The sequence below is a fragment of the Burkholderia sp. BCC0398 genome, assembly GCF_902833245.1.
GTDB lineage: Bacteria > Pseudomonadota > Gammaproteobacteria > Burkholderiales > Burkholderiaceae > Burkholderia > Burkholderia sola.
Window position 1 is genome coordinate 222,666 of the sequence record NZ_CADFEM010000004.1, and the last position, 22,847, is coordinate 245,512.

Below are 22,847 nucleotides of genomic sequence, written 5' to 3' on the forward strand. Positions count from 1 at the left end.
GTCGCGCCGATGACGACGTGCCGGCCCGTGCTCGCGAGCAACGAACGGGCCGGCGCGACGTCCGCGTCGAGCCATCCGTATGCCTCGGGCCGTATCAGCGGCCCGTTTTTCAATCATTGCGCATCGTTCGCGCCGAACAATTGCGCGCACACCGCGCGCCCTTCGTCGGTCAGCGCAGCGCTGCCGGTACCGTCCTCGTTCAGCGTCGTCGCGCTCAGGCCGGCGGCGTCGAGCTGCGTCAGCACACGGCGCAGCGTGCTCATCGGCAGTTGCGCACGCTTTGCGATCTTCGGCAGCGACCACGGCTTGCCGGCCGGATCGCTCGCGACTTCGTTCAGCGTCGCGAGCGTGGCGACGAGTGCGGGATCGAGCGGGGATTCGTCGGATTCTGAAGTCATCGGTTCGGGTTGGTCGGCCGGCGTCGGGCCGGCATGCATGGAGACAACCATCGCGAGCACTATACGCCGCGTCACGCGCCCCTGAGCGCGGCGCGCATGAACGACACGAAACGCGTGGTGACGGGATCGTCGCGCTCGGCCCGCCACGCGAGCCCCACGCGCCACTTCGCGTCCCGGCCGTCGAGCGGCAGCACCGTCGCGTCGCGCAGCAGGTACTGCGCGCTCGACGGAATGAATGCGACGCCGACGCCGGCCGCGACCGACGTCAGCACCGACTGCACGTCCTCCGCCTGCTGCATCACGTGCGGCACGAAGCGGCGCTCGACGCACCACCGATCGATCTGCGCGGCCAGCCCCGGGCCGCGCGCGCGCTGCAGCGCGATGAAGCCGATCTCGTTGAGCACATCAAGATTGGCCGGCACGCGCTTGAAGCCGAGATGCGGCGGCACCGCGAGCGCGAGCGCTTCGTCGGTCACCTTGAACGACGACAAGCCTTCGTCGGCGGGCAGGCGCAGGAAACCGGCGTCGAGCTTGCCGGCGTGCAGCCGGCGCGTCTGTTCGGACGACGACAGGTCGCTCAGCGTCACCGCGACACCCGGATTGCGACGACGAAATTCGGCGATCAGTTTCGGCACGAGCGTGAGCACGGACAGGCAGATGCCGAGCCGCAAGTGCCCGCGCTGACCGCTCGTCGCTTCCCGCGCACGCGCCAGGATTTCGTCGGCATCTCGCACGAGCGCCTGCGCGTCGGGCAGGAAGCGTTCGCCGAACGGCGTCAGTTCCGCGCCATGCCGGCCGCGCTCGAACAGCTTGCCGCCAAGGCTCGCCTCCAGCGCGCCGATCTGCTTGCTGAGCGCGGGCTGGCTCATGTGCAGCGCGTCGGCCGCACGGCTGAAATGGCACAGCTCGGTCACCGTCAGGAACGTGCGTAGCAGTTTCAGTTCCATTCTTTAATGGAATCATAACGATCGAAAGATTCATTTTACCGATCGAATGCAATGGCGTTCAATACGGACATGCCCTTCCCGGAACTTACTTTCATGTCCGTCGATCCAGCGGCCGACTGCGTGGCCGAGCCGTCATCCGATGTCGCAGATGCAAGCGAATGCGCTGCTGCCGCCGCTGCGCGCGCACCGAAGCGTCGTGCTGAACGCACGGACGGGCGCAGCCGCCGCTTTCGCTTCGGCGATGCGCTGGAAGACGTGCCGCCGCGCGCGGTGACCGGTTCGATCGCGATCAGTTTCGCGGTCGTGTCGCGGCGGAACTGGCCGCGCTGAACCGTGCATCTGCCCGCCTTTCACGCGACGCGCACCGCTTGCCCGGCAGCGCAAAAAAGACCGAAATCATCCCGTATCACGCGTCATCCAATCGTCATCGTCCCGCGATCGACCGTATAATTTCCCGCACCCGCTGACCGCCCATGCATTCCGCGCAGCCGCATCGCGCGTGAAAAGGAGACTTTCGCTTGACCGGCCTCATCGCGCGCCTGCCTCGCGCCCGGACCACCCTGATCCTCGCCCTGTCGTTCCTGCTGCTCGCATTCGCCGCGCATGCGTCCGCGCAACGCGTGCAGCCGCATCGCGCCGCCCATGCGCAGCCGCATGCCCATACGAAGGCCGTCAAGAAGACACCCCATCGCAAGAAAAAGGCGGTCAAGCGTCGTCGCTCGCGCGTGACGCATCAAGCGGCCCAACGCCACGCGGCACCCGCATCGCAGCAGCGGCGCGCGAAACGCACGACCGCCGTGCGACCGCCCGCGCCCGCGAAACCGAAATTGCTCGCCAGTTGCGGCTATACGCCGCGCGCGGTCGCGTCGCTGCATTCGCGCGCGGCTTACGTGCTCGACGTCGATTCCGGCACCCCGCTGCTCGCGCGCAACGCGCGCACCGTACGGCCGATCGCATCGATTTCGAAACTGATGACGGCCGTCGTCGCGCGCGACGCCGATCGTCCGCTGAACGGCGTGCTGCGCGTGACCGCGCGCGACCGCGACACGATCAAGTTCACCGGCTCGCGCCTGCAGGTCGGCTCGGAACTGTCGCGCCGCGACATGTTCCATATCGCGTTGATGTCGTCGGAGAACCGCGCAGCCGCCGCGCTGAGCCGCGACTATCCGGGCGGGCGCGCGGCGTTCGTGAAGGCGATGAACCGCGAAGCGCGCCGGCTCGGCATGCGGCGTACGCACTTCCGCGAGCCGACCGGCCTGTCGCCGCACAACGTGTCGACGGCGGAAGATCTCGCACAGCTCGTCGGCGCGGCCGCGCAGGATCCGCTGATCCGCTATTTCTCGACCGACCTGTCGACCACCGTGCGCCCCGGCGACGGCGAACTCGTGTACGTGAATTCCGACCCGCTCGTGCGCTACCGCCGCCTGCCGATCCGGCTGCAGAAAACCGGCTTCATCAACGAATCGGGGCACGGCGTCGTGATGCGCATGCGCGTGAAAGGCCGCCGCGAAACGGTCGTGCTGCTCGGCGCGCCGACGCGTGCCGGCGTGTCGAGCGACGCAATCAAAATCCATCGCTGGCTGTCCTGCTCGATCCAGTAAACACACACGGGCAGCCGGCGCGTTCACGCTAACGGAGCGACGCGATGCAGCACGAATACCGCTTCAACGCCTTCGGCCGGCTGCTCGCCGTCGTGCGCACGGACGGCCGCTGGGCCGTGTTCGATCTCGGCGCCGAAGGCAAGCGGCGCCCGGCCAATCTGCAGATTCCATCGGCGCTCACCGCCGACGAACTCGGCCAGTACCTCGGCGATCTGCTGCACGAAAACGCAACCCCGCGATACAGCGAAGTCGTACCGGTCGCGCATCGACGCATGTAATCGCGCATCGGACAGTAACGCCGGCCAGCGATCAATTCGACAGTTAAACTTGCAAGTCTAACTGTCGTGCTCTATGATTCGCCGCATGAACCCGCCACGCAAATCCGGCGTTTCCGCCGAAACCGTCGCCGCCGACCTGACCCTCGCGGTCGGCCAGCTCATCCGCCGGCTGCGCTCCGAGATTGACTCCGAAGGGCTCGGCATGTCGCAGACGAGCGCGCTCGCGCGACTCGAACGGCACGGGCCGATGACGACCGCCGATCTCGCGCGCGCCGAGGCGATGAAGCCGCAGTCGATGAAGGCGATTCTCGCGAGCCTCGAGGAAGACGCGCTCGTCGAGCGCGAACCGCATCCGACCGACGGCCGCCAGATCCTGTTCAAACTCACCGCCGCCGGCCTCCACGCACGACGCAAGCGCAACGCCGCGAAACACAAGTGGCTCGGCGCCGCGATCGAGAAGCTCGACCCGCACGACATCGACACGCTTGCCGCGGCCATCCCGCTGATCCGCCGCATCGGCGACCAATAAACCCGGCCCGTGCGCCACGCAGCATTCGCGCACGGCTTTCCTCGCCCTTTCCCCGGAGCCCATCATGAGCGCAACCCGTCTCGACACGAACACGGCGCTGGTCGTCATCGACCTGCAGAAAGGCATCGTCGCCCTCCCCACCGCGCACCCGGTCGCACCGGTGATCGCCCACGCCCGCGAACTGCTCGACGCCTTCCGCGGTCGAGGGCTGCCGGTCGTGCTGGTCAACGTCGCGGGCGGCGCACCGGGCCGCACCGAGCAACCGCCGCGCACGGCGCAGCTTCCCGCCGACTGGACCGAACTCGTGCCCGAACTGAACCGCCAGCCAAGCGACCACGTCGTGACGAAGCGGACCTGGGGCGCGTTCACCGGCACCGGTCTCGACGCGCATCTGAAGGCAGCCGGCGTCACGCAGATCGTGCTGACCGGCGTCGCGACGAGCATCGGCGTCGAATCGACCGCGCGGCAGGCGCACGAACTCGGCTACAACGTGACGCTCGCCGTCGACGCGATGACCGACCTCAACGCGGACGCACACGCGAACAGCGTCGAGCGGCTGTTCCCGCGCCTCGGCGAGACGGGCACGACGCAGGACATCGTCGCGCTGCTCGACCGGCGCGGCGCGTGAGCGAGCCACGCAGACAGCCAACGCCGGGCCACGCGGCCGGCCGGCTCGATCCGTCGATCTGGAAAGTCAGCGCGGTCGCGACGCTCGGCTCGCTGCTGTCACAGCTCGATGCGACGATCGTCAACGTGTCGCTGTCGAGCCTCGCGACCGACCTGCATGCGAGCCTGTCGACGATCCAGTGGGTGACGAGCGGCTACCTGCTCGCGCTGACGCTGGTGCTGCCGCTGAGCGGCTGGCTCGTCGATCGCATCGGCGCGAAGGCGCTGTACCTGTGGTGCTTCTCGGCGTTCACGCTGACGTCGGCGCTGTGCGGGCTCGCATGGTCCGCGCCGTCGCTGATCGCGTTCCGCGTATTGCAAGGCGTCAGCGGCGGCTTGCTCGCGCCGATGGCGCAGATGATGATCGCGCGCGTCGCCGGCCAGCAGATGGCGCGCGTGATCGGCTACGCGGCGGTGCCGGTGCTGCTCGCGCCGATCCTCGGGCCGGTCGTCGCCGGCGCGATCCTGCAGCACACGTCATGGCGCTGGCTGTTTCTGGTGAACCTGCCCGTCGGCGCGCTCGCGCTCGCACTGGCCGCGCGGTTCCTGCCGGGCGACCGGGACGACGCGCCGCGGCGCGAACTCGACTGGATCGGCCTCGCGTTACTGTCGCCGGGCCTCGTGCTGTTCCTGTACGGCGTCGAGCGGATCGGCTCGATGCCCGGCATCGCGGCGGTCGCAGGTTCGGCGCTATTGCTCGTCGCGTTCCTGCGCTTCGAGCGCCGCCAGGGCGAGCGTGCGCTGATCGATCTCGCGCTGTTTCGCTCGCGCGTGTTCGGCGCCGCAGCCGGCACGCAGTTCCTGTCGAATGGCGCGCTGTATGCCGGCCAGATGCTGATTCCCGTGTTCCTGATCCAGGCGTGCGGGCGCTCGCCGGGCGAAATGGGCTGGCTGCTCGCGCCGCTCGGGCTCGGCATGCTCGTCACCTATCCGTCGATGGGCGCGCTGACGAGCCGGTTCGGCGTACGCCGGCTGGCCGCCGCCGGCGCGCTGCTCGCACTCGCCGCGACACTGCCGTTCGTGTTCGTCGCGCTGACCGGCTACGATCCGCTCGTGCTCGTCCCGGCGCTGTTTCTGCGCGGCATGGGCCAGAGCGCGATCGGCGCGCCGTCGATCGCCGCCGCGTATGCGTCGGTCGAGCGCCGCGACCTGCCGATGGCGACCACGTCGCTCAATATCGTGCAGCGGCTCGGCGGCCCGACGTTCACGACGCTCTGCACGCTGTTTCTCGCGTGGCGGCTGCACGCGGAAGCGACGTCGGCCGGCGGCACGCAGGCCGTCGCGTATGCGTGGGCGTTCGGCCTGCTGTGCGCGCTGCATGCGGCGAGCTTCGTGACGACGCTGCGGCTGCCGTTGCGATCGGCCGGTGCAGGCGGCGACCGACGGGCCGGCAACGCGCCGGCCGGTTCGCGCTGAACGGGCGCCGCGCCGCACCGCGTGCGCGGTTTCCTGTTACGGCAACCACATCGGCACGATCGACGCCACGAGCAACAGGCCGAGCCCCGCATTCAGGCAACGCCACTGCCGCTCCGTGCGCAACACGCGGGCAAACAGCAGCCCGGCGAAACACCACAGCGACAACGACGCCATCGCGGCCACGCCGAACGCCACCCCAAGCAGCACACCGAGCCGCGCCGGCCCCGACGCGAGCGCCGCGAACGACGCGGCCGCGCCGAGCGTCATCGCCCAGCCTTTCGGGTTGTGCCACAGCATCCACACGCCGCTGACGAACCCTTGCGGCCGGTGCACGTCGACATCGAGCCGCGGCTTGCCGCCACGTCCGATGCGCAACGCCAGCCACATCAGGTACGCCGAACCGACCGCCTTCATCGCGAGCTGCAACGCGGGCAGCGCGAGCAGCACACTGCCGAGCCCGGCGGCGGCCGCCGCCGCCATCGACGCGAGGCCCGCCGCGATGCCCGACATCAGCGGCAGCGAACGCCGATAGCCGAAATGGGCGCCCGAGGCGGTCGCGAGCGTCGTCGCGCCACCCGGCGTCGCGGTGGAGACGATCACGAACAGCACCAGCGGCAGATAGTCGTGAAGCGGCACGAGGGCTCCCGGTTGTCGTCACTGAAGCCCCGTTTTTACCTGCGATTGCGCCATTACGACAGCGAAAGATTTTTATGCCTTCCATTAGCATCCATAATGCGAAGCATGGCTCGCAATCTCGATCTCGCGCTGCTGCGCGCATTCGTCTCCGTCGCCGATCATCGCAGCATGACGGCGGCCGGCCACGCGCTGCACCTCACTCAAGGCGCGATCAGCCAGCAGGTCGCGCGGCTCGAAATGCTGTCGGGCCCGCTGTTCGTCCGCCAGCATCGCAACCTGCTGCTGACGGCGGCCGGCGAGCGGCTGCTCGAACAGGCGCGCCGGCTGCTCGCCGTTCACGATGCGCTGCTCGCCGACCTGAGCGCCGGTGCGGTGGAAGGCCCGGTGCGTCTCGGCGCACCGCAGGATCTGGTCGGCACCTGTCTCGCGCCGATCCTGAAAAGCTATGCGCACGCACATCCGCACGTCGCGCTCACGCTCGTGTGCGCGGCATCGCCGGAGTTGCGGCGCGGGCTCAAGCAGGGTGATCTCGACGTCGCGCTGATCGAGGCGCCGGTCGGATCGTCGCGCGGCGAATGCATCGCCGTCGACCGGCTGGTGTGGGTCGGCGCGAAAGGCGGCACCGCGCACCGGCACTCGCCGCTGCCGGTATCGATGGTCGCGCAGACCTGCGCGTTCCGCCCGACGGTGCTCGACGCACTACGCGGCAGCGATCGCGCGTGGCGCACCGTGTTCGAGAACGGCAGCTTCGATGCCACGGCCGCGACCGTGCGCGCCGATCTGGCCGTAACCGTGTGGCTCGCGTCCACCGTGCCGGCCGACCTCGAGATCCTGCCGGCCGGCAGCGGCCTGCCCGCGCTGCCGAATTTCTCGATCAACCTGCATGTGCCGCGCGGCCAGCACACGGCGGCCGCGGCGGAACTGGCCCGTTGCCTGCGCAACGGTTTCGCACGCCTGCGCGCGGTCGCGTAGCGCTGCTGAGCAAGAGCGTGTTCACGCTAATAACGCACGTTCCCGTGTTTGGAAAAAATCGTTCGTGGGGCTGGCCCGTTATCGGCGTGTACAGGCCCTACACCGTGCCCGGCTCCTGCGGTGCGGGCGTCGCGCCCGCCGCCTCCAGCGCCTGATGCAGCGTGGCAAAGATGCACGACGCGCCGACCGCCTCGGTGATCCCGTGACGATCCATGTCCGCGCGCAGATAGCGGTTCACGCGCCCGAACAGCACGCCGATCCCACGCACATGCAGCGCCCTGACGAGATCGACCAAGGTCCGTGCGGCCGAATAGTCGACGTCGGTGATCGCGCCCGCATCGACGACGAACCAGCGCGGCGGCACCGGCGCCGCATCGACGAGTTCGATTACTTCGGCAGCGAACAGATGATCGTTCGCGAAGAACAGGTCGGCGCCGAACCGGTAGACGATCAGCCCGGGCGCCGTCATCGCGCCGCGCCGGGCGGGCACCGGCTGCCACCGTCCGTTGCCGGCGACGGGTTCGAGCACCATCGTGTGCGGCTGGTAGCTGTGGCGCACGTGCCGCATCAGCGACAGCGCGACGGCCAGCAGGATGCCCTGCTCGACGCCGACCGTCACGACGGCGGCGGCCGTGACCAGCGCGAGCGTGAATTCCCCGGGGCTCTCCCGACGGATCGCGGCGAGACTGCGCACGTTGATCAGCCCGAGCGCGATCGTGAACACGATGCCGGCCAGCACCGCATGCGGCAGATACTGCAGATACGGGCTGAAGAACAGCAGCACGATAGCGACGACCGCAGCGAACGCGAGATGCCCGATCTGGCTGCGCACGCCCGCGCCGTCGGCCATCGCCGTCTGCGTCGGGCTGCCGTTGACGACGAACGCGCCGCCGAGCGCCGCCGCCGCGTTCGCGGCCGCGAGGCCGAGGATGTCGGCATTGGTGTCGACGTCCTCGCCGTACTGCTGCGCGAACACCCGCGCGGCGGCCGCGCTCTGAGCGATGATCATCACGAAGCACGAAGCGGCGACCGGCACGAGATCGAGGAACTGCTGCCACGTGACGGACGGCCAGCGCAGCGGCGGCAGCCCGCCCGCCACGGGCCCGAGCACCGCGATGCCGTGCGCGGCGAAACCGAACGTTGCGCTCGCGGCGATGCTGCCCGCGACCGCGATCATCGGCATCGGCACGCGCGGCAGGAACCGCTTGCACGCGAGAATTGCGACGACGACGAGCGCCGCGAGCGCGAGCGTCGGCCGGTGCGCGTCAACCAGGTGCATGACGACGTAGTCGAGTTGCGCGAGGCTGCGCGACGCCGGGTACGGCACGGCCACGCCGAGCATGTCGCCGAGCATCGCGATCGACACCTGCACGCCGACGCCAGCGAGGAAACCGACCAGCACCGTGCGCGACAGGAAATCGGCGAGGAAACCCAGCTTGAAGATGCGCGCGAGCAGCAGCATCGCGGCGGTCAGCAACGCGACCATGCCGGCGAGCGCCGCATAGTCGGCGCTGCCGGCCGGCGCCATCGACGACAGCCGGCTCGCGAAAATCGTCGCGGTCGCGGAATCGGCGGCGACCACGAGATGGCGCGACGCGCCGAAGCATGCGAACGCAACGAGCGGCAGGAACACCGTGTAGAGCCCCGTGACGGCCGGCATGCCGGCGATGCGTGCGTAGCCGAGCACCTGCGGGATGTCCATCGACGCGAGCGACATGCCCGCGAAGATGTCGCGGATGGCACCCGCGCGACGGATCGGGAGGAGGCCTTTCAGCAGCCGCACGCGCGACGGACGGCTTTCATTGGAATCTTGCATGCGTGAAATGCGTGAAGTCGAAATGACGGGCCACGAACGGGTGCGCAACGGTGTCGCGTGTCGCTCACCGTTGCCGGAGGAGCCGCACGCCAACGCGCGCGGCACACCGACGACGCCTGCGACGTCCGCATGATTGCATGGATCGCCGACCGCGCGCATCGAAACGCGACGGCCTGCCGTCATGGCTTCGGGCCGATCGCGTTCCTGTAGACGCCGCATCCGGCAACCGGCTCGCACGCCGGCTTGCGGTGATGCGGGTTCACCGGCGACCTTCACCTCGATGCAGAGGATACCTTCACAAAGGTGAGCCGATTCGGGAGCCGATCGACCTGCGTTCACGGCACGCATTCCGCTCGAACTACCCTGCTTCACCGATACGACGACGTGAGTCGACTACGAGGCCATCCAGGCCGACCTGTTCGACCACCTGATCGCCGTGCTGCCGGCGTTCCCGCTGCGCATGTACCCGCATCCGCCGGCCGGCAGCGCTCACCGCGCCGCGCACTCCGACGCGAGCCGCCCCAGCACCTTCAGCGCATCCTCGATCTGCCGCGACCACGGGTAGCTGTAGTTGAGCCGGATGAAATGCCGGTAATCGGTGCCGGCCGAGAACATATGCCCGGGCCCGAGCGTGATCCGCTGCGCGAGCGCGAGCGTATACAGCTTCATCGCATCGACCCGCGGCGGCAGTTCGACCCACAGCACATACCCGCCCTGCGGCTGCGACAGCCGCGTGCCTTCCGGGAAGAAACGCCGCACCATTGCACTCATCAGGCTCGCCTGCTGCGCATACAGCTTGCGCATGCGCCGCAGATGAAAATCGTAGCCGTCGTGTTTCAGGTATTCGGCGATCGCGAGTTGTTCGATCGCGGGCGTCGCGAGCGTGTTCAGGAATTTCAGCTTCTCGACCTGGTCGCGGTAACGGCCCGGCATCGCCCAGCCGATCCGATAGCGCGGCGACAGGCTCTTCGTGAACGACGCGCAATGCAGCACCAGCCCGTCGCGATCGAACGACTTCAGCGCGCTCGGCGCCGTGTCGCCGAAGTGCAGCTCGTGATAAACGTCGCTCTCGATCGCCGGCACGCCGTGCTTCGAGAGCAGTTCGACCAGCGCGCGCTTGCGCGCATCGGGCATCTGGAAGCCGAGCGGATTCTGGAAATTCGGCATCACCATGCATGCGGCGATGCGCTCGCGCGCGAGGATCCGCTCGAGCGCGTCGAGATCGATGCCGTCGCCCGGGTGCGTCGCGACTTCCAGTGCACGCATGCCCATCCGCTCGATCGCGTGCAGCATCGCGTAAAACGTCGGCGACTCCACCGCGATCGTGTCGCCGGGTTTCGCGACGGCCTGCAGGCACAGGTTGATCGCCTCGGTCGCGCCGATCGTCATCACGATCTCGCCCGGCTCGACCGCGACCCCGCGCTCCGCATAGCGCCGCGCGATCTGGCGGATCAGCTCCTGGTTGCCGGGCGGCAGGTCGTCGATCACGCCCCAGCGCGTGCGCCGCCGCCCGATCGCCTGCGCATAGCGCGCAAGACGCTGCACCGGAAACTGCGACGCGTCGGGATACGGCGAGCCGAGCGGCACCGCGTCGTCGCGCGCGATCGAACGCAGCGTCGACAGCACGAGCCGGCTCACGTCCACGGCCGACGGCTCGGCGGCCGGCGCGGAAATATGCAGCTCGGCCTCGGCCGGCACTGCCGCACGCGCCCGCACGAAGTAGCCTGACTGCGGCCGGCTTTCGATCAGGCCGCGGCTTTCCAGCACGAGGTATGCGCGCAGCACGGTCGTGACGCTGAGCTGCTGTTGCCGGCTCGCGTGCCGCACCGACGGGATCCGCTCGCCGGGCCGGTACACGCCCCGCTCGATCTGCGCCTGGAGATCGTCGGCCAGTTGTTCGTAACGCTTCACGCGCTTCCCCTTTCAACTTCCCTTCAGCAACACAGTTGCGATCCGCATGGGATGAATGGCCGGAACTGTACTCTTTTTTGAAGTGAACAGGTGTACACACAGCCGCACGGGTGCCGCGCGTACTCTGCACGCATCGACCCCGACACCTGCATCATGAAAAAGAAATCCGCGACCGCGCGCATCGAACCGTACACCCACCCGGCCGCCGGCTGGGGCGCGCTGAAAGCCGTCACGATCAACCTGATCAAGGAAAAGGTCGCCGGCGGCAACTACCGTACGCTGCTGCGCCAGAACCAGCCGGACGGCTTCGACTGCCCGGGCTGTGCATGGCCGGACCGACAGCACGCGTCGACGTTCGAATTCTGCGAGAACGGCGTGAAGGCCGTGGCCGCGGAAGCGACGAGCAAGCGCGTGACGCCCGAATTCTTCGCCGCGCACACGGTGACCGAACTGCTCGAACAATCGGATTTCGAGCTCGAACAGCACGGCCGGCTCACCGACCCGATGGCGTACGACGCACAGACCGACCGCTACGTGCCGATCGCGTGGGACGATGCTTTCGCGCTGATCGCGCGCCACCTGCGCGCGCTGCCCGACCCGAACCAGGCCGCGTTCTACACGTCCGGCCGCGCGAGCAACGAAGCGGCGTTCCTCTATCAACTGTTCGTGCGCCTGTACGGCACCAACAACTTCCCCGATTGCTCGAACATGTGCCACGAGGCGACGAGCCGCGGGCTGCCGGCGTCGGTCGGCGTCGGCAAGGGCACGGTCACGCTCGACGATTTCGAGCATGCGGACATGCTGCTGATCTTCGGCCAGAACCCCGCGACCAATCACCCGCGGATGATGGGCGAGCTGCGCGAGTGCGCGAAGCGCGGCGCGACGATCGTGTCGATCAACCCGCTGAAGGAGCGCGGCCTCGAGCGCTTCGCCGATCCGCAAAGCCCGCTCGAGATGCTGACGATGTCGGGCACGAAGATCGCATCGACGTTCATCCAGCCGACCATCGGCGGCGATTTCGCGCTGATCAAGGGGATGGCCAAGCGCGTGCTCGAACTCGACGACGCCGCGCGCGCCGCCGGTGCGCCGCGTGTGCTCGACACTGCGTTCATCGACGAGCACACGGCCGGCTTCGATGCGTTCGCCGACGATCTGCGCGCCGAAAGCTGGTCCGCGCTGACGGCCGAAAGCGGCGTGCCGTACGAGCAGATCGACGCGCTTGCGCAGCGCTATGCGCGCAGCGAACGCGTGATCGCGACGTGGGGGATGGGCATCACGCAGCACAAGCATTCGGTCGCCACGGTGCAGATGCTGACCAACCTGATGCTGATGCGCGGCAACATCGGCCGCCCCGGCGCCGGCCTGTGCCCGGTGCGCGGCCATTCGAACGTGCAGGGCAACCGCACGGTCGGCATCGAGGAAAAACCGTCGCAGGCGTTCCTCGACCGGCTCGGCCACGTGTTCGATTTCGAACCGCCGCGCCACCACGGCTACGACGTCGTCGAAACGATCGAAGGGATGCTCGACGGCCGCGTGAAGGTGCTGATCGGTCTCGGCGGCAACTTCGCGATGGCGACGCCGGACACGCCGCGCACGTGGGAAGGGATGCGCCGCTGCGCGCTTTCCGTGCACATCACGACGAAGCTGAACCGCAGCCACCTGATCCACGGCCGCGACGCGCTGATCCTGCCGACGCTCGGCCGCACCGAGATCGACCTGCAGGACAACGTCGCGCAAGGCGTGACGGTCGAGGATTCAATGAGCATGGTCCACGTGTCGTACGGGATGAACAAGCCGGCGTCGCCGAACCTGATGTCGGAGCCCGCGATCGTCGCGCACATGGCGCACGCGCTGTTCGGCAGCGGCAAGATCGACTGGCTCGCGTACAAGGACGACTACGCGAAGATCCGCGATGCGATCGAGGCGACGCTCGACGGCTTCTACGACTACAACACGCGCATCGCGCGGCCCGGCGGCTTCCACCTGCGCGTCGCGTCGCGCGACCGCGAATGGCTGACGCCGACGGGCAAGGCGAACTTCATCGCGCACGCGCTGCCGACCGACACGCCGATCCAGCGCGCCCGCGCGCTGCACGGCGAACGGCTGATGACGCTGATGACGACGCGCTCGCACGACCAGTACAACACGACCGTGTACGGGCTCGACGACCGCTATCGCGGCGTGTTCGGCCAGCGCCGCGTGGTGTTCGTCAACCGCGACGATCTCGCGATGCTCGGCCTCGCGGCCGGCGAATGGGTCGACATGGAAACGGTGTGGCACGACGGCATCGAGCGGCGCGCGAACGGCTTCCTGCTCGTCGAATACGACATCCCGCGCGGCTGCATCGGCGCGTACTACCCGGAAACCAACCCGCTCGTGCCGCTCGACAGCGTCGGCGACGTGTGCAACACGCCGACGTCGAAGTCGGTGCCCGTGCTGCTGCATCGCGCGGCCGCGCCGGCGTCGATCGCTGCCTGACGGAGCACGACGATGATCGTTCGTCCGCGCGAGCACTGGCTGCGGATGCTCGATGCGCATCTCGACAAACTCGTCGCGATGGTGAGCGGCTGCGAGCGCATCGCGTCGACGCCGATTCCGTTTTCCTACGACGTGCTGCTGCCGTTCGGTCTCGTCGATTCGATCGGCGCGGCGACACTCTTCGTCACGGTGTTCGTCGCCTATACGCTGATCGCGCTCGATGCGATGACGCGACAGATCGAGCGCACGCTGCTCGAACTGAACCGCGAGCCGCTGCCGGCCGAAGTGACGCCCGGCCCGTCGTACCGACTCACCTGACCCGCTTCGCCTGACTCGCGCCGCTCAATCGCGGCGGCCGCGCAGGAAGCCGCCATGTTCGGCGGCCGCGTCCGCGATCCGTCGCAGCAGGACAATGCCGCTCAGCAATGCATGCGCGGCGTCGCCGTCGCGCGCGGCCACGCGACGGCGCAACAGGCGGGCCGCCGCGGCACACGTCTGCTCGAGCCGCGCGAAATCGGCCTGCGCGATGCGCCCACGCACCACCGCTGCCGCGCGGCGCGCGGCCGGCTCGCGCGTGGCCAGTTCGGCAAGCGACAGCAGGCTGTCGCCGAGCCCCCAGATCGCGAGCAGGTCACGCATGTCGCGCTCGATCAGCGTCTGCGGCAGGCTGCCCGCGAAACCGAGCTCGCGCCCGAGACGGTCGGCCGTGCGGCTCAGCCATGCGCTTGCGGACCATGCACGCGGATCGCGTGCGATGCCGGCCAGATCGCGACGCACCGCGCGGTGCAGACGCCGTCGGCTCGTGCCCGGATCGCCGGGAAACACCAGCGCGAATACCAGCGCGCCGAACGCGATGCCGAGCAGCGTCGCGAGCGCGCTGTTCAGAAACGCGGCGTCGCCGATGCGCGTCGTGTTGTCCGGCGACGTGAAATTCCAGAAGAAGATCGAGAACGCGCTGCCCATCGCGGCCGTGCGCGGATGACGCATCGCGACCCCGGTGCCGATCAGGAACATGCCGAGAATGTAGGCGAGCATCTCGAAGCCCGACACCGCCGGCAGCAGGATGAAGTTGCAGACGGCGCCCGCGACCGCCGCGCATGTCGTGCCTTTCATGAAACCGACGATCGCACGCACCGAATTGGGGCGTGTCGAGAACAGTGCGCTCACCACGGCCGTGATCGCAACGAAGCCGCCGCCTGACGGCCACGCGGTGAAGATCCAGATCGCCGACGCGGCCAGCACCGCGATGAACGCGCGAATGCCGTTGTGGCACGCGAGCACCGGATCGCGGTGGAACGCGTAACGCACGCGTGCAGAGGGAGGCACCGGCCGGTCGAACAATGCCAGGCTCGCGAATGCGCGGTCGAACCCGCCGAGCAGTGCCGACAGCCGGTCGAGCATGAGCAGGCGCGACGTGTCCGGGCCGGCCGGCACGGCGGCTTCGACACGCAGTGCATCGTCCACGCGTGCGCGCAGCGCCGCCATCTCGTGCGCCGCATCGCCCGACACGGCGACCCGGTCGAGCACGCTTGCCGCCTCGTCGACGAGCGGTTCCGGCGCATCGCCGCCGCGCGCCGCGTGTTCGCGAATCGCTTGCCCCGCGGCCTGCGCGGTGAGCACGCCGAGCGCCGCCGCGCGCACATGGCCGATCATGTTGCGCACCGGCGGTGCGCCGGCGGCCGCATATTCGGCCGCCGTGTCGAGTTCGAGTGCCTCCGCGAACAGCCGGTGCACGGCCGCGCCGTTCGGCTCGCGGCGCAGCGCGCCGGCGCCGAGCGCCACCGCGCGCTCGAGATAGCGCGCGAGCCGCGTCCGGACATCCTCCAGCGGTGTGCCCGGCGCGAACACCGTTTCGAACAGCGCACCGCACAGGATGCCGACCACCACGTACAGGAACCGCGCGACCGCGATATCGAACGCGTGCAGCGGCGCCGATACCGCGTCCATCGCGACGATCGCGGCCGTATAGCCTGCGAGGACCGCCGCATACGCGCGGAAATTCCGCTGGAACGTCGCGATACCCGCGCACAAGCCGATCCACGCGGCGAGCGCGGGCAGGAACAATTCGGGTGTCTGCGCGAACGCGCCGGTCAGCGCGAGCGCGACGGCCGCACCGATCGCGGTGCCGAGAATCCGGTACTGGCTCTTCGACAGCCCCATCCCGCGGCTGCCCTGCGCGACGATCCAGACGGTCGACGCGGCCCACATCGGATCGTCGAGATTCATCCGGAACGCGATATAGAGCGCGAGCAGCGACGCGGCCGTATTGCGGAGTGCGAAGGCAAGCGCGCCGGGCGGCAGCGTCGGCCGCGCATCGCGCAGCGCGGCCCGGACGGCCGCGAGCGGCGGCATGCTGGGGAAGGCGAATTTCATGCGGCGAGCATACGGTCGCGCGCCGGCCGCCACTACGGGGCAGCGGCGGGATGCGTTATTGCGCCGGGCGGGATAATCGGCTCGACCCGCGGCGATCCGGCCCGCGACGGTAAGATGCGCGCATGTCGAACACTGAAACGAATCGCATGGACCTCGAGAGCATCCGGATATTCCTGCGCGTGGTGGAGCGCGGCAGCTTCACGGCCGCCGCCACGCAACTCGACATGCCGCTCAGCCGCGTGAGCCGCAAGATCCGGCAGCTCGAGGACGACCTCGGCGTCCAGCTGCTGTACCGCACGACGCGTCGCGTGTCCGTCACCGAAGCCGGACGCGACTATTACGAACGCTGCCTGCGCGCCGAGGAGATCCTGCTCGATGCGGACCGTCAGGTGCGCGCGCTGCGCACGGAGCCCGAAGGCACGCTGCGCGTGCTGGTGCCCTACGCGATCGGCCTGTTCGAACTGGAACCGGCGCTCGCCGAATTTCGCCGGCGCTACCCGCTGGTCCAGCTCGTGCTGATCTACGACAACAGCGCGCTCGATCTCGTCGAACACGGCTTCGACGTCGCGCTGCGCACCGGCGTGCTGACGGATTCAGGCTATGTCGCGCGCTCGCTCGGCTGGTCGCACGCGAAGTTCGCGGCCAGCCCGCACTATCTCGACCGCGCCGGCCGGCCGCAGACGCCGCAGGATCTCGCCGATCACGACATCCTGTTCGTCGGCCGCGACACGCCCGGCCTGACGCTGCGCCTGACCAACGCGGCCGGCGACGTCGCCGACGTGCCGGTGCGGCCTGTGCTGATCTCGAACGAATCGGTCACGGTGCTGCGCCAGGCCGCGAGCGGCGGCGGCATCGCGCTGATTTCGACCCACTTCACCACACGGCGGCTCGCGAGCAACGAACTCGAAATCGTGCTGCCCGACTGGCACCGCACCGACGACGTCGAGCTGCACGCGCTGTACCCGAAGCGCGCGACACTCGACAGCAAGGTGCGTGCGTTCGTCGAATTCCTGACGGAAGTCTTTACTGCGTGGCGGGCCGCGTCGTAGTCGACTCGGCACGACCGGCAATCGATGCACGTCCGCTGCATTATTGCAGCGCAGGAAAGGAATTAATGAGCGCGCAAGCGTTGATCGCCGTTCGCCGCATCGTTAGCCTGTGCCGATGAAAAATGACCACACACGCGACGGCAGCCACCTGAGCGCTGCCCGCCGACGCGTCACGCGCGTCGCGCCGTCCTGACCGGCCTGCCTGCTTGCCGAAGCCGTCACGGCTTCGCCGATCCGATCGAACGCCTGAACCGCACGCCGCGCGCGAGCGGCCCTCCGCTTGGCCGGCCGCGCGCACGTCGCGCGTGTCCGCACGCGCGGCCGCCGCACGCCCGTGCGCGGTCGCCATCGGCGCATGCGCCCCGCGGGCCACTTTCCATCACGCAGGAACACCATGTCATCTCCGTCACCCCAGGCGCCGCTGTCGGGCGGCAAGCTCGCGATCGGCACGATCGCGGTATCGCTCGCGATGTTCATGAACGTGCTCGATTCGTCGATCGCGAACGTCGCGATCCCGACGATCTCGGGCGACCTCGGCGTGTCGGTCGACGAAGGCACGTGGGTGATCACGATCTTCGCGGCCGCGAACGCGGTGTCGATTCCGCTGACCGGCTGGCTCACGCAGCGCTTCGGCCAGGTGCGCCTGTTCGTCACGTCGATCCTGCTGTTCGTGTTCGCGTCGTGGCTGTGCGGGATCGCGCCGAACCTGCCGACGCTGCTCGCCGCGCGAATTCTGCAAGGGGCCGTGGCGGGACCGCTCGCGCCGCTGTCGCAGGCGCTGCTGCTCGGCGCGTGGCCGCGGCAGAAGTCGTCGACGGCGCTCGCGCTGTGGTCGATGACCGCGCTCGTCGGTCCGATCGCGGGGCCGTCGCTCGGCGGCTGGATCACGTACGACTACAACTGGTCGTGGATCTTCTACATCAACATTCCGGTCGGCTTCTTCGCGGCGGCCGTCACGTGGTTCGTGTTCCGCGATCGCGAATCGGCCACGCGCCGCCTGCCGATCGATACGGTCGGACTGCTGCTGCTCGTGCTGTGGGTCGCCTCGCTACAGATCATGCTCGACAAGGGCAAGGATCTCGACTGGTTCAATTCGCCCGTGATCGTCGCGCTGGGCATCGTCGCGCTGATCGGCTTCGCATTCTTCCTCATCTGGGAGCTGAACGAGGCCAACCCGATCGTCGACCTGCGGCTCTTCACGCAACGCAACTTCGCGGGCGGCACGATCGCGATCTCCGTCGCGTACGGGATGTTCTTCGGCACGCTCGTGCTGCTGCCGCAATGGATGCAGGGCTATCTCGGCTACCGCGCGGTCGATTCGGGGCTCGCCACGGCGCCGCTCGGCGTGTTCGCGATCCTGCTCACGCCGGTCATGGGGCGCCTGCTGCCGCGCACCGATCCGCGTTATATCGCGACGCTCGCGTTCGTCGGCTTCGCGGTCGTGTTCATGATGCGCACGACGTTCTACACCGACGTGTCGCGCTGGGATCTCGTGCTGCCGACGCTGCTGCAAGGCATTCCGATGGCGATGTTCTTCGTGCCGCTGACGTCGATCATCCTGTCCGGGCTGCCGCCCGACAAGATTCCGGCCGCGGCCGGCCTGTCGAATTTCGGTCGCACGTTCTGCGGCGCGGTGGGGACGTCGCTGATCAGCAATGCGTGGAACGACCGCACGATCCTGCATCACGTGCGGCTCACCGAACAGGCGAGCGTCACCAATCCGGTCTTCACGCAACAGCTCGACACGTCCCGTTCGCTGCTGCACCTGAGCCCCGATTCGGCGCTCGCGTTCTTCAATGCGTCGGTCGATTCGCAAGCGGCCGTGATGGGATTGAACGACATCTTCTACGTGTCGGCGATCATCTTCGTCGCGATCATCCCGCTCATCTGGATCACGAAACCGGTGCGCTCGGGCGGCGGCGATGCCGATGCGGCGGCGGCCGGCGCGCATTGATCCGCATGCGCGGCAGCGGCGCGCCTCGCGCCGACAGCGCGACGACCGGGCGATCCGCCGGTCGCGACGACAACCGAAGCGAGCGCCCGTCCGACAGCGGGCGCCGGTTGTATCGAATCGTTTCAACGCGCCAACGGCGTCAAATGCTGCGGGTATACTCCGTCGTCAGCCGCCTGCCGTGTCGTCGTCCGTCAAAAAGGCCCGATTCCAGGCGGTTTCGTCGCGAAGCTTCGCGTTTCGCTCCCCCGCGCCCCAGCCTCGATACGAGACACCCGACGACCGATCATGAAACGATTCCTGCTGCTTCTTCCCGCCGCCCTGCTCGCCGCCTGCGGCTCCGCACCCTCGTCCGATTCGGCCGGCTCGGGCGCCGCGCCGATGATCTACGTGTCGTCGCAACGTCCAGCCTACGCGGTCGCGAACTGCCTCGACAGCCGCCTGTCGGGCACCGAACAATCGCAGCACAACGGCGTCACCGACATCGCGGTCGGCTCGAATTCGTACTTCGTCACGCTGACGCCGTCGGGCAACGGCTCGGTGATCAAGGTCGTGCGCGGCTCGGGCAACGAACCGGCCGAGGAAGCGATGCGCTTCGCGGTCGCGCGCTGCGCGATCTGACGCCCTCCGGCGCCGGGCGCCCGCCCGGCCCTCCCGCCTGCCTGCCGCTGCGCGCCACCCGGCGCGCCTGCCGAATATTTTCATCCAGGTGCCCGTCGATGAGAGAATCGCACCACGATTCCCTTTCGAAGGAGCCCGCATGAAGCACCTGCTGTCCCGGCTGTTCGTCAGCGCCGCGCTCGTCGCGCTTGTTCCGGCGCTGCCGGCACAGGCTGCCACGCCGCCCGGCATCTTCGTCGTCGCCACGCAGCTCGGCGAATTCACGACCCTCGACCCGAGCGGGATCTACGAGCTGGTGCCGTCCGAATACGTCGCGAACACCTACGAACGGCTGGTGCGCGTCGACCTGAAGGACCCGACGCGCTTCGACGGACAAATCGCGCAATCGTGGACGGTCGGCGCCGACGGCGTGACCTACACGTTCAAGCTGCGCCCGGGCCTCACGTTCCATTCCGGCAACCCGGTCACCGCCGACGACGTCGCGTGGTCGTTGCAGCGGACCATCCTGCTCGACAAGGGGCCGGCCGGCGTGCTCGCCGATCTCGGCCTCACGAAGGCGAACGTGACGCAGAAGGTGCGCGTGGTCGATCCGCAAACCGTCGTGCTCGAAACCGACCGCAAGTACGCGCCGAGCTTCGTGCTCAACGTGCTGAGCGCGTGCCCGGCCTCGGTCTTCGACAAGAAGCTGCTGCTGTCGCACCAGCAAGGCAACGATTTCGGCAGCGGCTGGCTGCGCACCAACGACGCGGGCTCGGGCCCGTACCAGCTCGTCAAGTGGACGCCGAACGAGAGCATCGTGCTGCAGCGCTTCGACAAATACCGCACGCCGTACCCGATGAAGCGCGTGGTGCTGCGCCACGTGCCCGAAGCATCCGCGCAACGGCTGCTGCTGGAGAACGGCGACGCCGACGCCGCGCGCAACCTGAGCCCCGACAGCCTCGCCGCGCTGTCGAAGGCCGGCAAGATCAAGATCGCGTCGTGGCCGGTGTCGGCGCTGCTGTACCTGAGCCTGAACACGAAGAACCCGAACCTCGCGAAGCCCGAGGTGCAGCAGGCGATGAAGTGGCTCGTCGATTACGACGGCATCCAGCGCAACATCGTCAGCACGACCTACAAGGTGCATCAGACCTTCCTGCCCGAAGGCTTCCTCGGCGCGTCGAACGCGCGGCCGTACAAGCAGGACGTCGCGAAGGCGAAGGCGCTGCTCGCGAAGGCCGGCTTGCCGAACGGTTTCGACGTGACGATGGACATGCCGAACGACTATCCGTACCTCGAGATCGCGCAGGCGCTGCAGGCGAACTTCGCGCAGGGCGGCATCCGCGTGAAGCTGATTCCGGGCGACGCGAAGCAGGCGATCGGCAAGTACCGTGCGCGCCAGCACGACATCTTCGTCGGCGAATGGTCGCCCGACTACATGGACCCGAACAGCAACGCGCGCGGTTTCGCGTGGAATCCGGACAACTCGGACCAGTCGCCGACCAAGATGCTCGCGTGGCGCAACAGCTGGGACATTCCGCAACTGACGAAGGACACCGAGGCCGCGCTCGTCGAGCCGTCGCCCGCGAAGCGCGCGCAGCGTTACGAAGCGCTGCAGAAGGCCGTGCTCGCGAACTCGCCGTTCATCATCATGTTCGAGAAGGTCGTGCAGGTCGCCACGCGCCCCGGCGCGACCGGACCGGAAATCGGGCCGATCAACGACCTCGTGTCATACCGCACGCTCGCGAAGTAATCGCGGCTGCCCGCGCGTGCGGCCACGCCGCCGTGCGGGTAATCGCCGCGCGCCGCGGCGCTGGCGCCGGGCCGTGCGCGATCGACAATGACCGCCATCGGTCGGATACCGTGCCGCGCACACGTCACGGGACGAGAACGCGCATACCCGTTCAATTGAATGCCGCCCATACCAGGTACGCATTCAGCCCGACGATCACGACCGTCGCCGCGCCGGCGACGATCCGCAGCGGCATCCGCATCGCGTAAGCGCCCATCACGTCCTTGCGCGCCGACAGCATCAGCAGCGCGATCATCGGCATCGGCAGCACGAAGCTCAGCACGACCTGGCTGGCCACCATCGCCCGCGTGACGTCGCAGCCGAGCGCGACCACCACGAACGCGGGCGCGATCGTCACCGCGCGCCGCACCCAGATCGACATGCGGCGGCGGATGAAGCCCTGCATCACGACCTGCCCCGCCATCGTGCCGACCACCGAACTCGACACGCCGGAGGTCAGCAGCGCGACGAGAAACAGCGCGCCGGCCGCCGGCCCGAGCACCGGGATCAGCGTGTGATAGGCGTCGCCGATGTCGGTCATGCCGGGCGCGGCCGCGTGAAACGCCGACGACGCCATCATCACCATCGCGAGATTCACGAATCCGGCGAGCCCCAGCGCGATCACGACCTCGCGGTTCGAGAAACGCACGAGCCGCCGCCGCTCTCCGTCGTCGCGCGGCGCGGTGCGATCCTGCGTGAGGCCCGAATGCAGATACAGCGTATGCGGCATGATCGTCGCGCCGATGATGCCGACTGCGATCGTCAGCGCCGCATGATCCGGAATCTGCGGAACCACCAGATGGAACGCGGCCGCATGCCAGTCCTGCGGCGCGATCAGCAGTTCGCCGAGATAGCACGCGCCGATCACGCCGACCAGCGCCGCGATCGCCGCTTCCAGCGGCCGGAAGCCGCGTTTTTCGAGCGCGAGGATCGCGCAGGTCGCGAACGCGGTCGCGATCATCCCCGCGAGCAGCGACAGGTGGCACAACAACCCGAACGCAAGCGCGCCGCCGAGGAATTCGGCGAGATCGGTGGCCATCGCGGCGATCTCCGACGCGATCCACATGCCCCACACGACCGGCGCGGGGAAACGGTCGCGGCACAGCTCGGCGAGATTGCGGCCGGTCACGATGCCGAGCTTCGCCGACATCGCCTGGAACAGCATCGCGATCGCGTTCGCGGCCAGCACGACCCATAGCAGCCGGTACCCGTACGCGGCGCCGGCCTGGATGTTGGTCGCGAAGTTGCCGGGATCCATGTAGCCGATCGACGCGATCACGGCCGGGCCGACGAACGGCAGCAGCGCGGCGACGCCGGTGCGGCGCCCTTCCAGCGCGGCGCGCGCCGCGCCGTCGATAGGCTCGATGGACCGGCCCGGCAGCGCGAAGCCACCGGCAGGTTTGCTCGGGACGGGGATCATGTGAGTATTCCGTTCGA

Annotated in this window: 19 protein-coding genes and 2 pseudogenes; 14 read left to right on the top strand and 7 right to left on the bottom strand. The window is 68.5% G+C overall.

The window, feature by feature from the left end; genetic code table 11:
- Positions 1-113: 113 nt before the first annotated feature.
- Together HWX76_RS10250 and HWX76_RS10255 are read right to left on the bottom strand one after the other, a co-directional pair.
- Positions 114-398: a transcriptional regulator gene (locus HWX76_RS10250; RefSeq protein ID WP_124631070.1), complete on the bottom strand. Its 285-nt coding sequence runs from the start codon at positions 396-398 to the stop codon at positions 114-116.
- Between the two features lie 71 nt (positions 399-469).
- Positions 470-1,345 (bottom strand): LysR family transcriptional regulator, encoded by an 876-nt coding sequence (locus HWX76_RS10255; protein WP_124631069.1) that lies wholly within the window; start codon positions 1,343-1,345, stop codon positions 470-472.
- 51 nt (positions 1,346-1,396) lie between these two features.
- Between HWX76_RS10255 and HWX76_RS10260 the strand changes: the two genes are divergently transcribed.
- The 6 genes from HWX76_RS10260 (at position 1,397) to HWX76_RS10285 (ending at position 5,835) form a co-directional block, all read left to right on the top strand.
- Positions 1,397-1,675: a hypothetical protein gene (locus HWX76_RS10260; protein ID WP_050012802.1), complete on the top strand. Its 279-nt coding sequence runs from the start codon at positions 1,397-1,399 to the stop codon at positions 1,673-1,675.
- A gap of 188 nt (positions 1,676-1,863) precedes the next feature.
- Complete coding sequence (locus tag HWX76_RS10265; RefSeq protein WP_050012803.1) at positions 1,864-2,946, top strand: serine hydrolase; 1,083 nt, start codon at positions 1,864-1,866, stop codon at positions 2,944-2,946.
- 44 nt (positions 2,947-2,990) lie between these two features.
- Positions 2,991-3,224: a hypothetical protein gene (locus HWX76_RS10270; RefSeq protein ID WP_089489439.1), complete on the top strand. Its 234-nt coding sequence runs from the start codon at positions 2,991-2,993 to the stop codon at positions 3,222-3,224.
- Positions 3,225-3,297: 73 nt separating this feature from the next.
- Positions 3,298-3,753 (top strand): MarR family transcriptional regulator, encoded by a 456-nt coding sequence (locus HWX76_RS10275; protein ID WP_089489440.1) that lies wholly within the window; start codon positions 3,298-3,300, stop codon positions 3,751-3,753.
- A gap of 64 nt (positions 3,754-3,817) precedes the next feature.
- The gene (locus tag HWX76_RS10280) at positions 3,818-4,381 is read left to right on the top strand and encodes an isochorismatase family protein (RefSeq protein WP_124592858.1); all 564 of its coding nucleotides are present in this window, start codon (positions 3,818-3,820) and stop codon (positions 4,379-4,381) included.
- Positions 4,378-5,835, top strand: coding sequence for a DHA2 family efflux MFS transporter permease subunit (locus HWX76_RS10285; protein WP_050012807.1), 1,458 nt, complete (start codon positions 4,378-4,380; stop codon positions 5,833-5,835). Before HWX76_RS10280 ends, HWX76_RS10285 begins: the two co-directional genes overlap by 4 nt.
- 36 nt (positions 5,836-5,871) lie before the next feature.
- Here the strand turns inward: HWX76_RS10285 and HWX76_RS10290 are convergent, their stop codons facing one another.
- Complete coding sequence (locus HWX76_RS10290) at positions 5,872-6,471, bottom strand: LysE family transporter (protein WP_050012808.1); 600 nt, start codon at positions 6,469-6,471, stop codon at positions 5,872-5,874.
- 96 nt (positions 6,472-6,567) lie between these two features.
- Between HWX76_RS10290 and HWX76_RS10295 the strand changes: the two genes are divergently transcribed.
- A complete protein-coding gene (locus HWX76_RS10295) occupies positions 6,568-7,443 on the top strand; it encodes a LysR substrate-binding domain-containing protein (RefSeq protein WP_050012809.1) in 876 nt (291 codons plus the stop codon).
- 97 nt (positions 7,444-7,540) lie between these two features.
- Here HWX76_RS10295 and HWX76_RS10300 read toward each other — a convergent pair whose 3' ends face one another.
- Complete coding sequence (locus HWX76_RS10300; RefSeq protein ID WP_089489442.1) at positions 7,541-9,259, bottom strand: SulP family inorganic anion transporter; 1,719 nt, start codon at positions 9,257-9,259, stop codon at positions 7,541-7,543.
- 346 nt (positions 9,260-9,605) lie between these two features.
- Here HWX76_RS10300 and HWX76_RS36655 point away from each other — a divergent pair.
- Positions 9,606-9,734 (top strand): annotated as a pseudogene (locus HWX76_RS36655) (mechanosensitive ion channel family protein); the annotation flags it as partial.
- A gap of 14 nt (positions 9,735-9,748) precedes the next feature.
- On the opposite strand, the gene HWX76_RS10305 reads toward HWX76_RS36655, so the two are convergent.
- Positions 9,749-11,170 carry a PLP-dependent aminotransferase family protein gene (locus HWX76_RS10305; protein ID WP_089489443.1) on the bottom strand — a complete coding sequence of 474 codons (1,422 nt, stop codon included), beginning with the start codon at positions 11,168-11,170 and terminating at the stop codon, positions 9,749-9,751.
- 153 nt (positions 11,171-11,323) lie between these two features.
- On the opposite strand from HWX76_RS10305, the gene HWX76_RS10310 reads away from it, so the two are divergent.
- Both HWX76_RS10310 and HWX76_RS10315 read left to right on the top strand, forming a co-directional pair.
- Entirely contained in the window at positions 11,324-13,648 is a 2,325-nt protein-coding gene (locus HWX76_RS10310) for an FdhF/YdeP family oxidoreductase (RefSeq protein ID WP_176015775.1), read from the top strand.
- A gap of 45 nt (positions 13,649-13,693) precedes the next feature.
- A pseudogene (locus tag HWX76_RS10315) lies at positions 13,694-13,966 on the top strand (bestrophin family ion channel); the annotation flags it as partial.
- A gap of 24 nt (positions 13,967-13,990) precedes the next feature.
- Here HWX76_RS10315 and HWX76_RS10320 read toward each other — a convergent pair.
- On the bottom strand, positions 13,991-16,021 hold the full coding sequence (locus tag HWX76_RS10320) for an FUSC family protein (RefSeq protein WP_176015776.1): 2,031 nt from the start codon (positions 16,019-16,021) through the stop codon (positions 13,991-13,993).
- A 146-nt stretch (positions 16,022-16,167) separates the two neighbouring features.
- Here HWX76_RS10320 and HWX76_RS10325 point away from each other — a divergent pair, with 146 nt between their 5' ends.
- The 4 genes from HWX76_RS10325 to HWX76_RS10340 all read left to right on the top strand — a co-directional run bounded on the left by HWX76_RS10325 (position 16,168) and on the right by HWX76_RS10340 (position 21,371).
- Positions 16,168-17,070, top strand: a complete 903-nt coding sequence (locus HWX76_RS10325) for a LysR family transcriptional regulator (protein WP_050012814.1) — start codon at positions 16,168-16,170, stop codon at positions 17,068-17,070.
- 394 nt (positions 17,071-17,464) lie between these two features.
- Positions 17,465-19,024: a DHA2 family efflux MFS transporter permease subunit gene (locus HWX76_RS10330; protein ID WP_124592862.1), complete on the top strand. Its 1,560-nt coding sequence runs from the start codon at positions 17,465-17,467 to the stop codon at positions 19,022-19,024.
- A gap of 285 nt (positions 19,025-19,309) precedes the next feature.
- Positions 19,310-19,642, top strand: a complete 333-nt coding sequence (locus HWX76_RS10335) for a sugar ABC transporter ATPase (RefSeq protein WP_050012816.1) — start codon at positions 19,310-19,312, stop codon at positions 19,640-19,642.
- A gap of 139 nt (positions 19,643-19,781) precedes the next feature.
- Positions 19,782-21,371 (top strand): ABC transporter substrate-binding protein, encoded by a 1,590-nt coding sequence (locus tag HWX76_RS10340; protein ID WP_089489446.1) that lies wholly within the window; start codon positions 19,782-19,784, stop codon positions 21,369-21,371.
- A 151-nt stretch (positions 21,372-21,522) separates the two neighbouring features.
- On the opposite strand, the gene HWX76_RS10345 is transcribed toward HWX76_RS10340, so the two are convergent.
- A complete protein-coding gene (locus HWX76_RS10345; protein ID WP_050012818.1) occupies positions 21,523-22,830 on the bottom strand; it encodes an Nramp family divalent metal transporter in 1,308 nt (435 codons plus the stop codon).
- Positions 22,831-22,847: the final 17 nt, after the last annotated feature.

Bases quoted from the DNA above. Each gene is read 5' to 3' on its own strand.
- HWX76_RS10250 (WP_124631070.1), bottom strand. From the start codon at position 398: ATGACTTCAGAATCCGACGAATCCCCGCTCGATCCCGCACTCGTCGCC.
- HWX76_RS10255 (WP_124631069.1), bottom strand. From the start codon at position 1,345: ATGGAACTGAAACTGCTACGCACGTTCCTGACGGTGACCGAGCTGTGC.
- HWX76_RS10260 (WP_050012802.1), top strand. From the start codon at position 1,397: ATGGCGTTCAATACGGACATGCCCTTCCCGGAACTTACTTTCATGTCC.
- HWX76_RS10270 (WP_089489439.1), top strand. From the start codon at position 2,991: ATGCAGCACGAATACCGCTTCAACGCCTTCGGCCGGCTGCTCGCCGTC.
- HWX76_RS10275 (WP_089489440.1), top strand. From the start codon at position 3,298: ATGATTCGCCGCATGAACCCGCCACGCAAATCCGGCGTTTCCGCCGAA.
- HWX76_RS10280 (WP_124592858.1), top strand. From the start codon at position 3,818: ATGAGCGCAACCCGTCTCGACACGAACACGGCGCTGGTCGTCATCGAC.
- HWX76_RS10295 (WP_050012809.1), top strand. From the start codon at position 6,568: ATGCGAAGCATGGCTCGCAATCTCGATCTCGCGCTGCTGCGCGCATTC.
- HWX76_RS10300 (WP_089489442.1), bottom strand. From the start codon at position 9,259: ATGCAAGATTCCAATGAAAGCCGTCCGTCGCGCGTGCGGCTGCTGAAA.
- HWX76_RS10310 (WP_176015775.1), top strand. From the start codon at position 11,324: ATGAAAAAGAAATCCGCGACCGCGCGCATCGAACCGTACACCCACCCG.
- HWX76_RS10320 (WP_176015776.1), bottom strand. From the start codon at position 16,021: ATGAAATTCGCCTTCCCCAGCATGCCGCCGCTCGCGGCCGTCCGGGCC.
- HWX76_RS10325 (WP_050012814.1), top strand. From the start codon at position 16,168: ATGGACCTCGAGAGCATCCGGATATTCCTGCGCGTGGTGGAGCGCGGC.
- HWX76_RS10330 (WP_124592862.1), top strand. From the start codon at position 17,465: ATGTCATCTCCGTCACCCCAGGCGCCGCTGTCGGGCGGCAAGCTCGCG.
- HWX76_RS10335 (WP_050012816.1), top strand. From the start codon at position 19,310: ATGAAACGATTCCTGCTGCTTCTTCCCGCCGCCCTGCTCGCCGCCTGC.
- HWX76_RS10340 (WP_089489446.1), top strand. From the start codon at position 19,782: ATGAAGCACCTGCTGTCCCGGCTGTTCGTCAGCGCCGCGCTCGTCGCG.
- HWX76_RS10345 (WP_050012818.1), bottom strand. From the start codon at position 22,830: ATGATCCCCGTCCCGAGCAAACCTGCCGGTGGCTTCGCGCTGCCGGGC.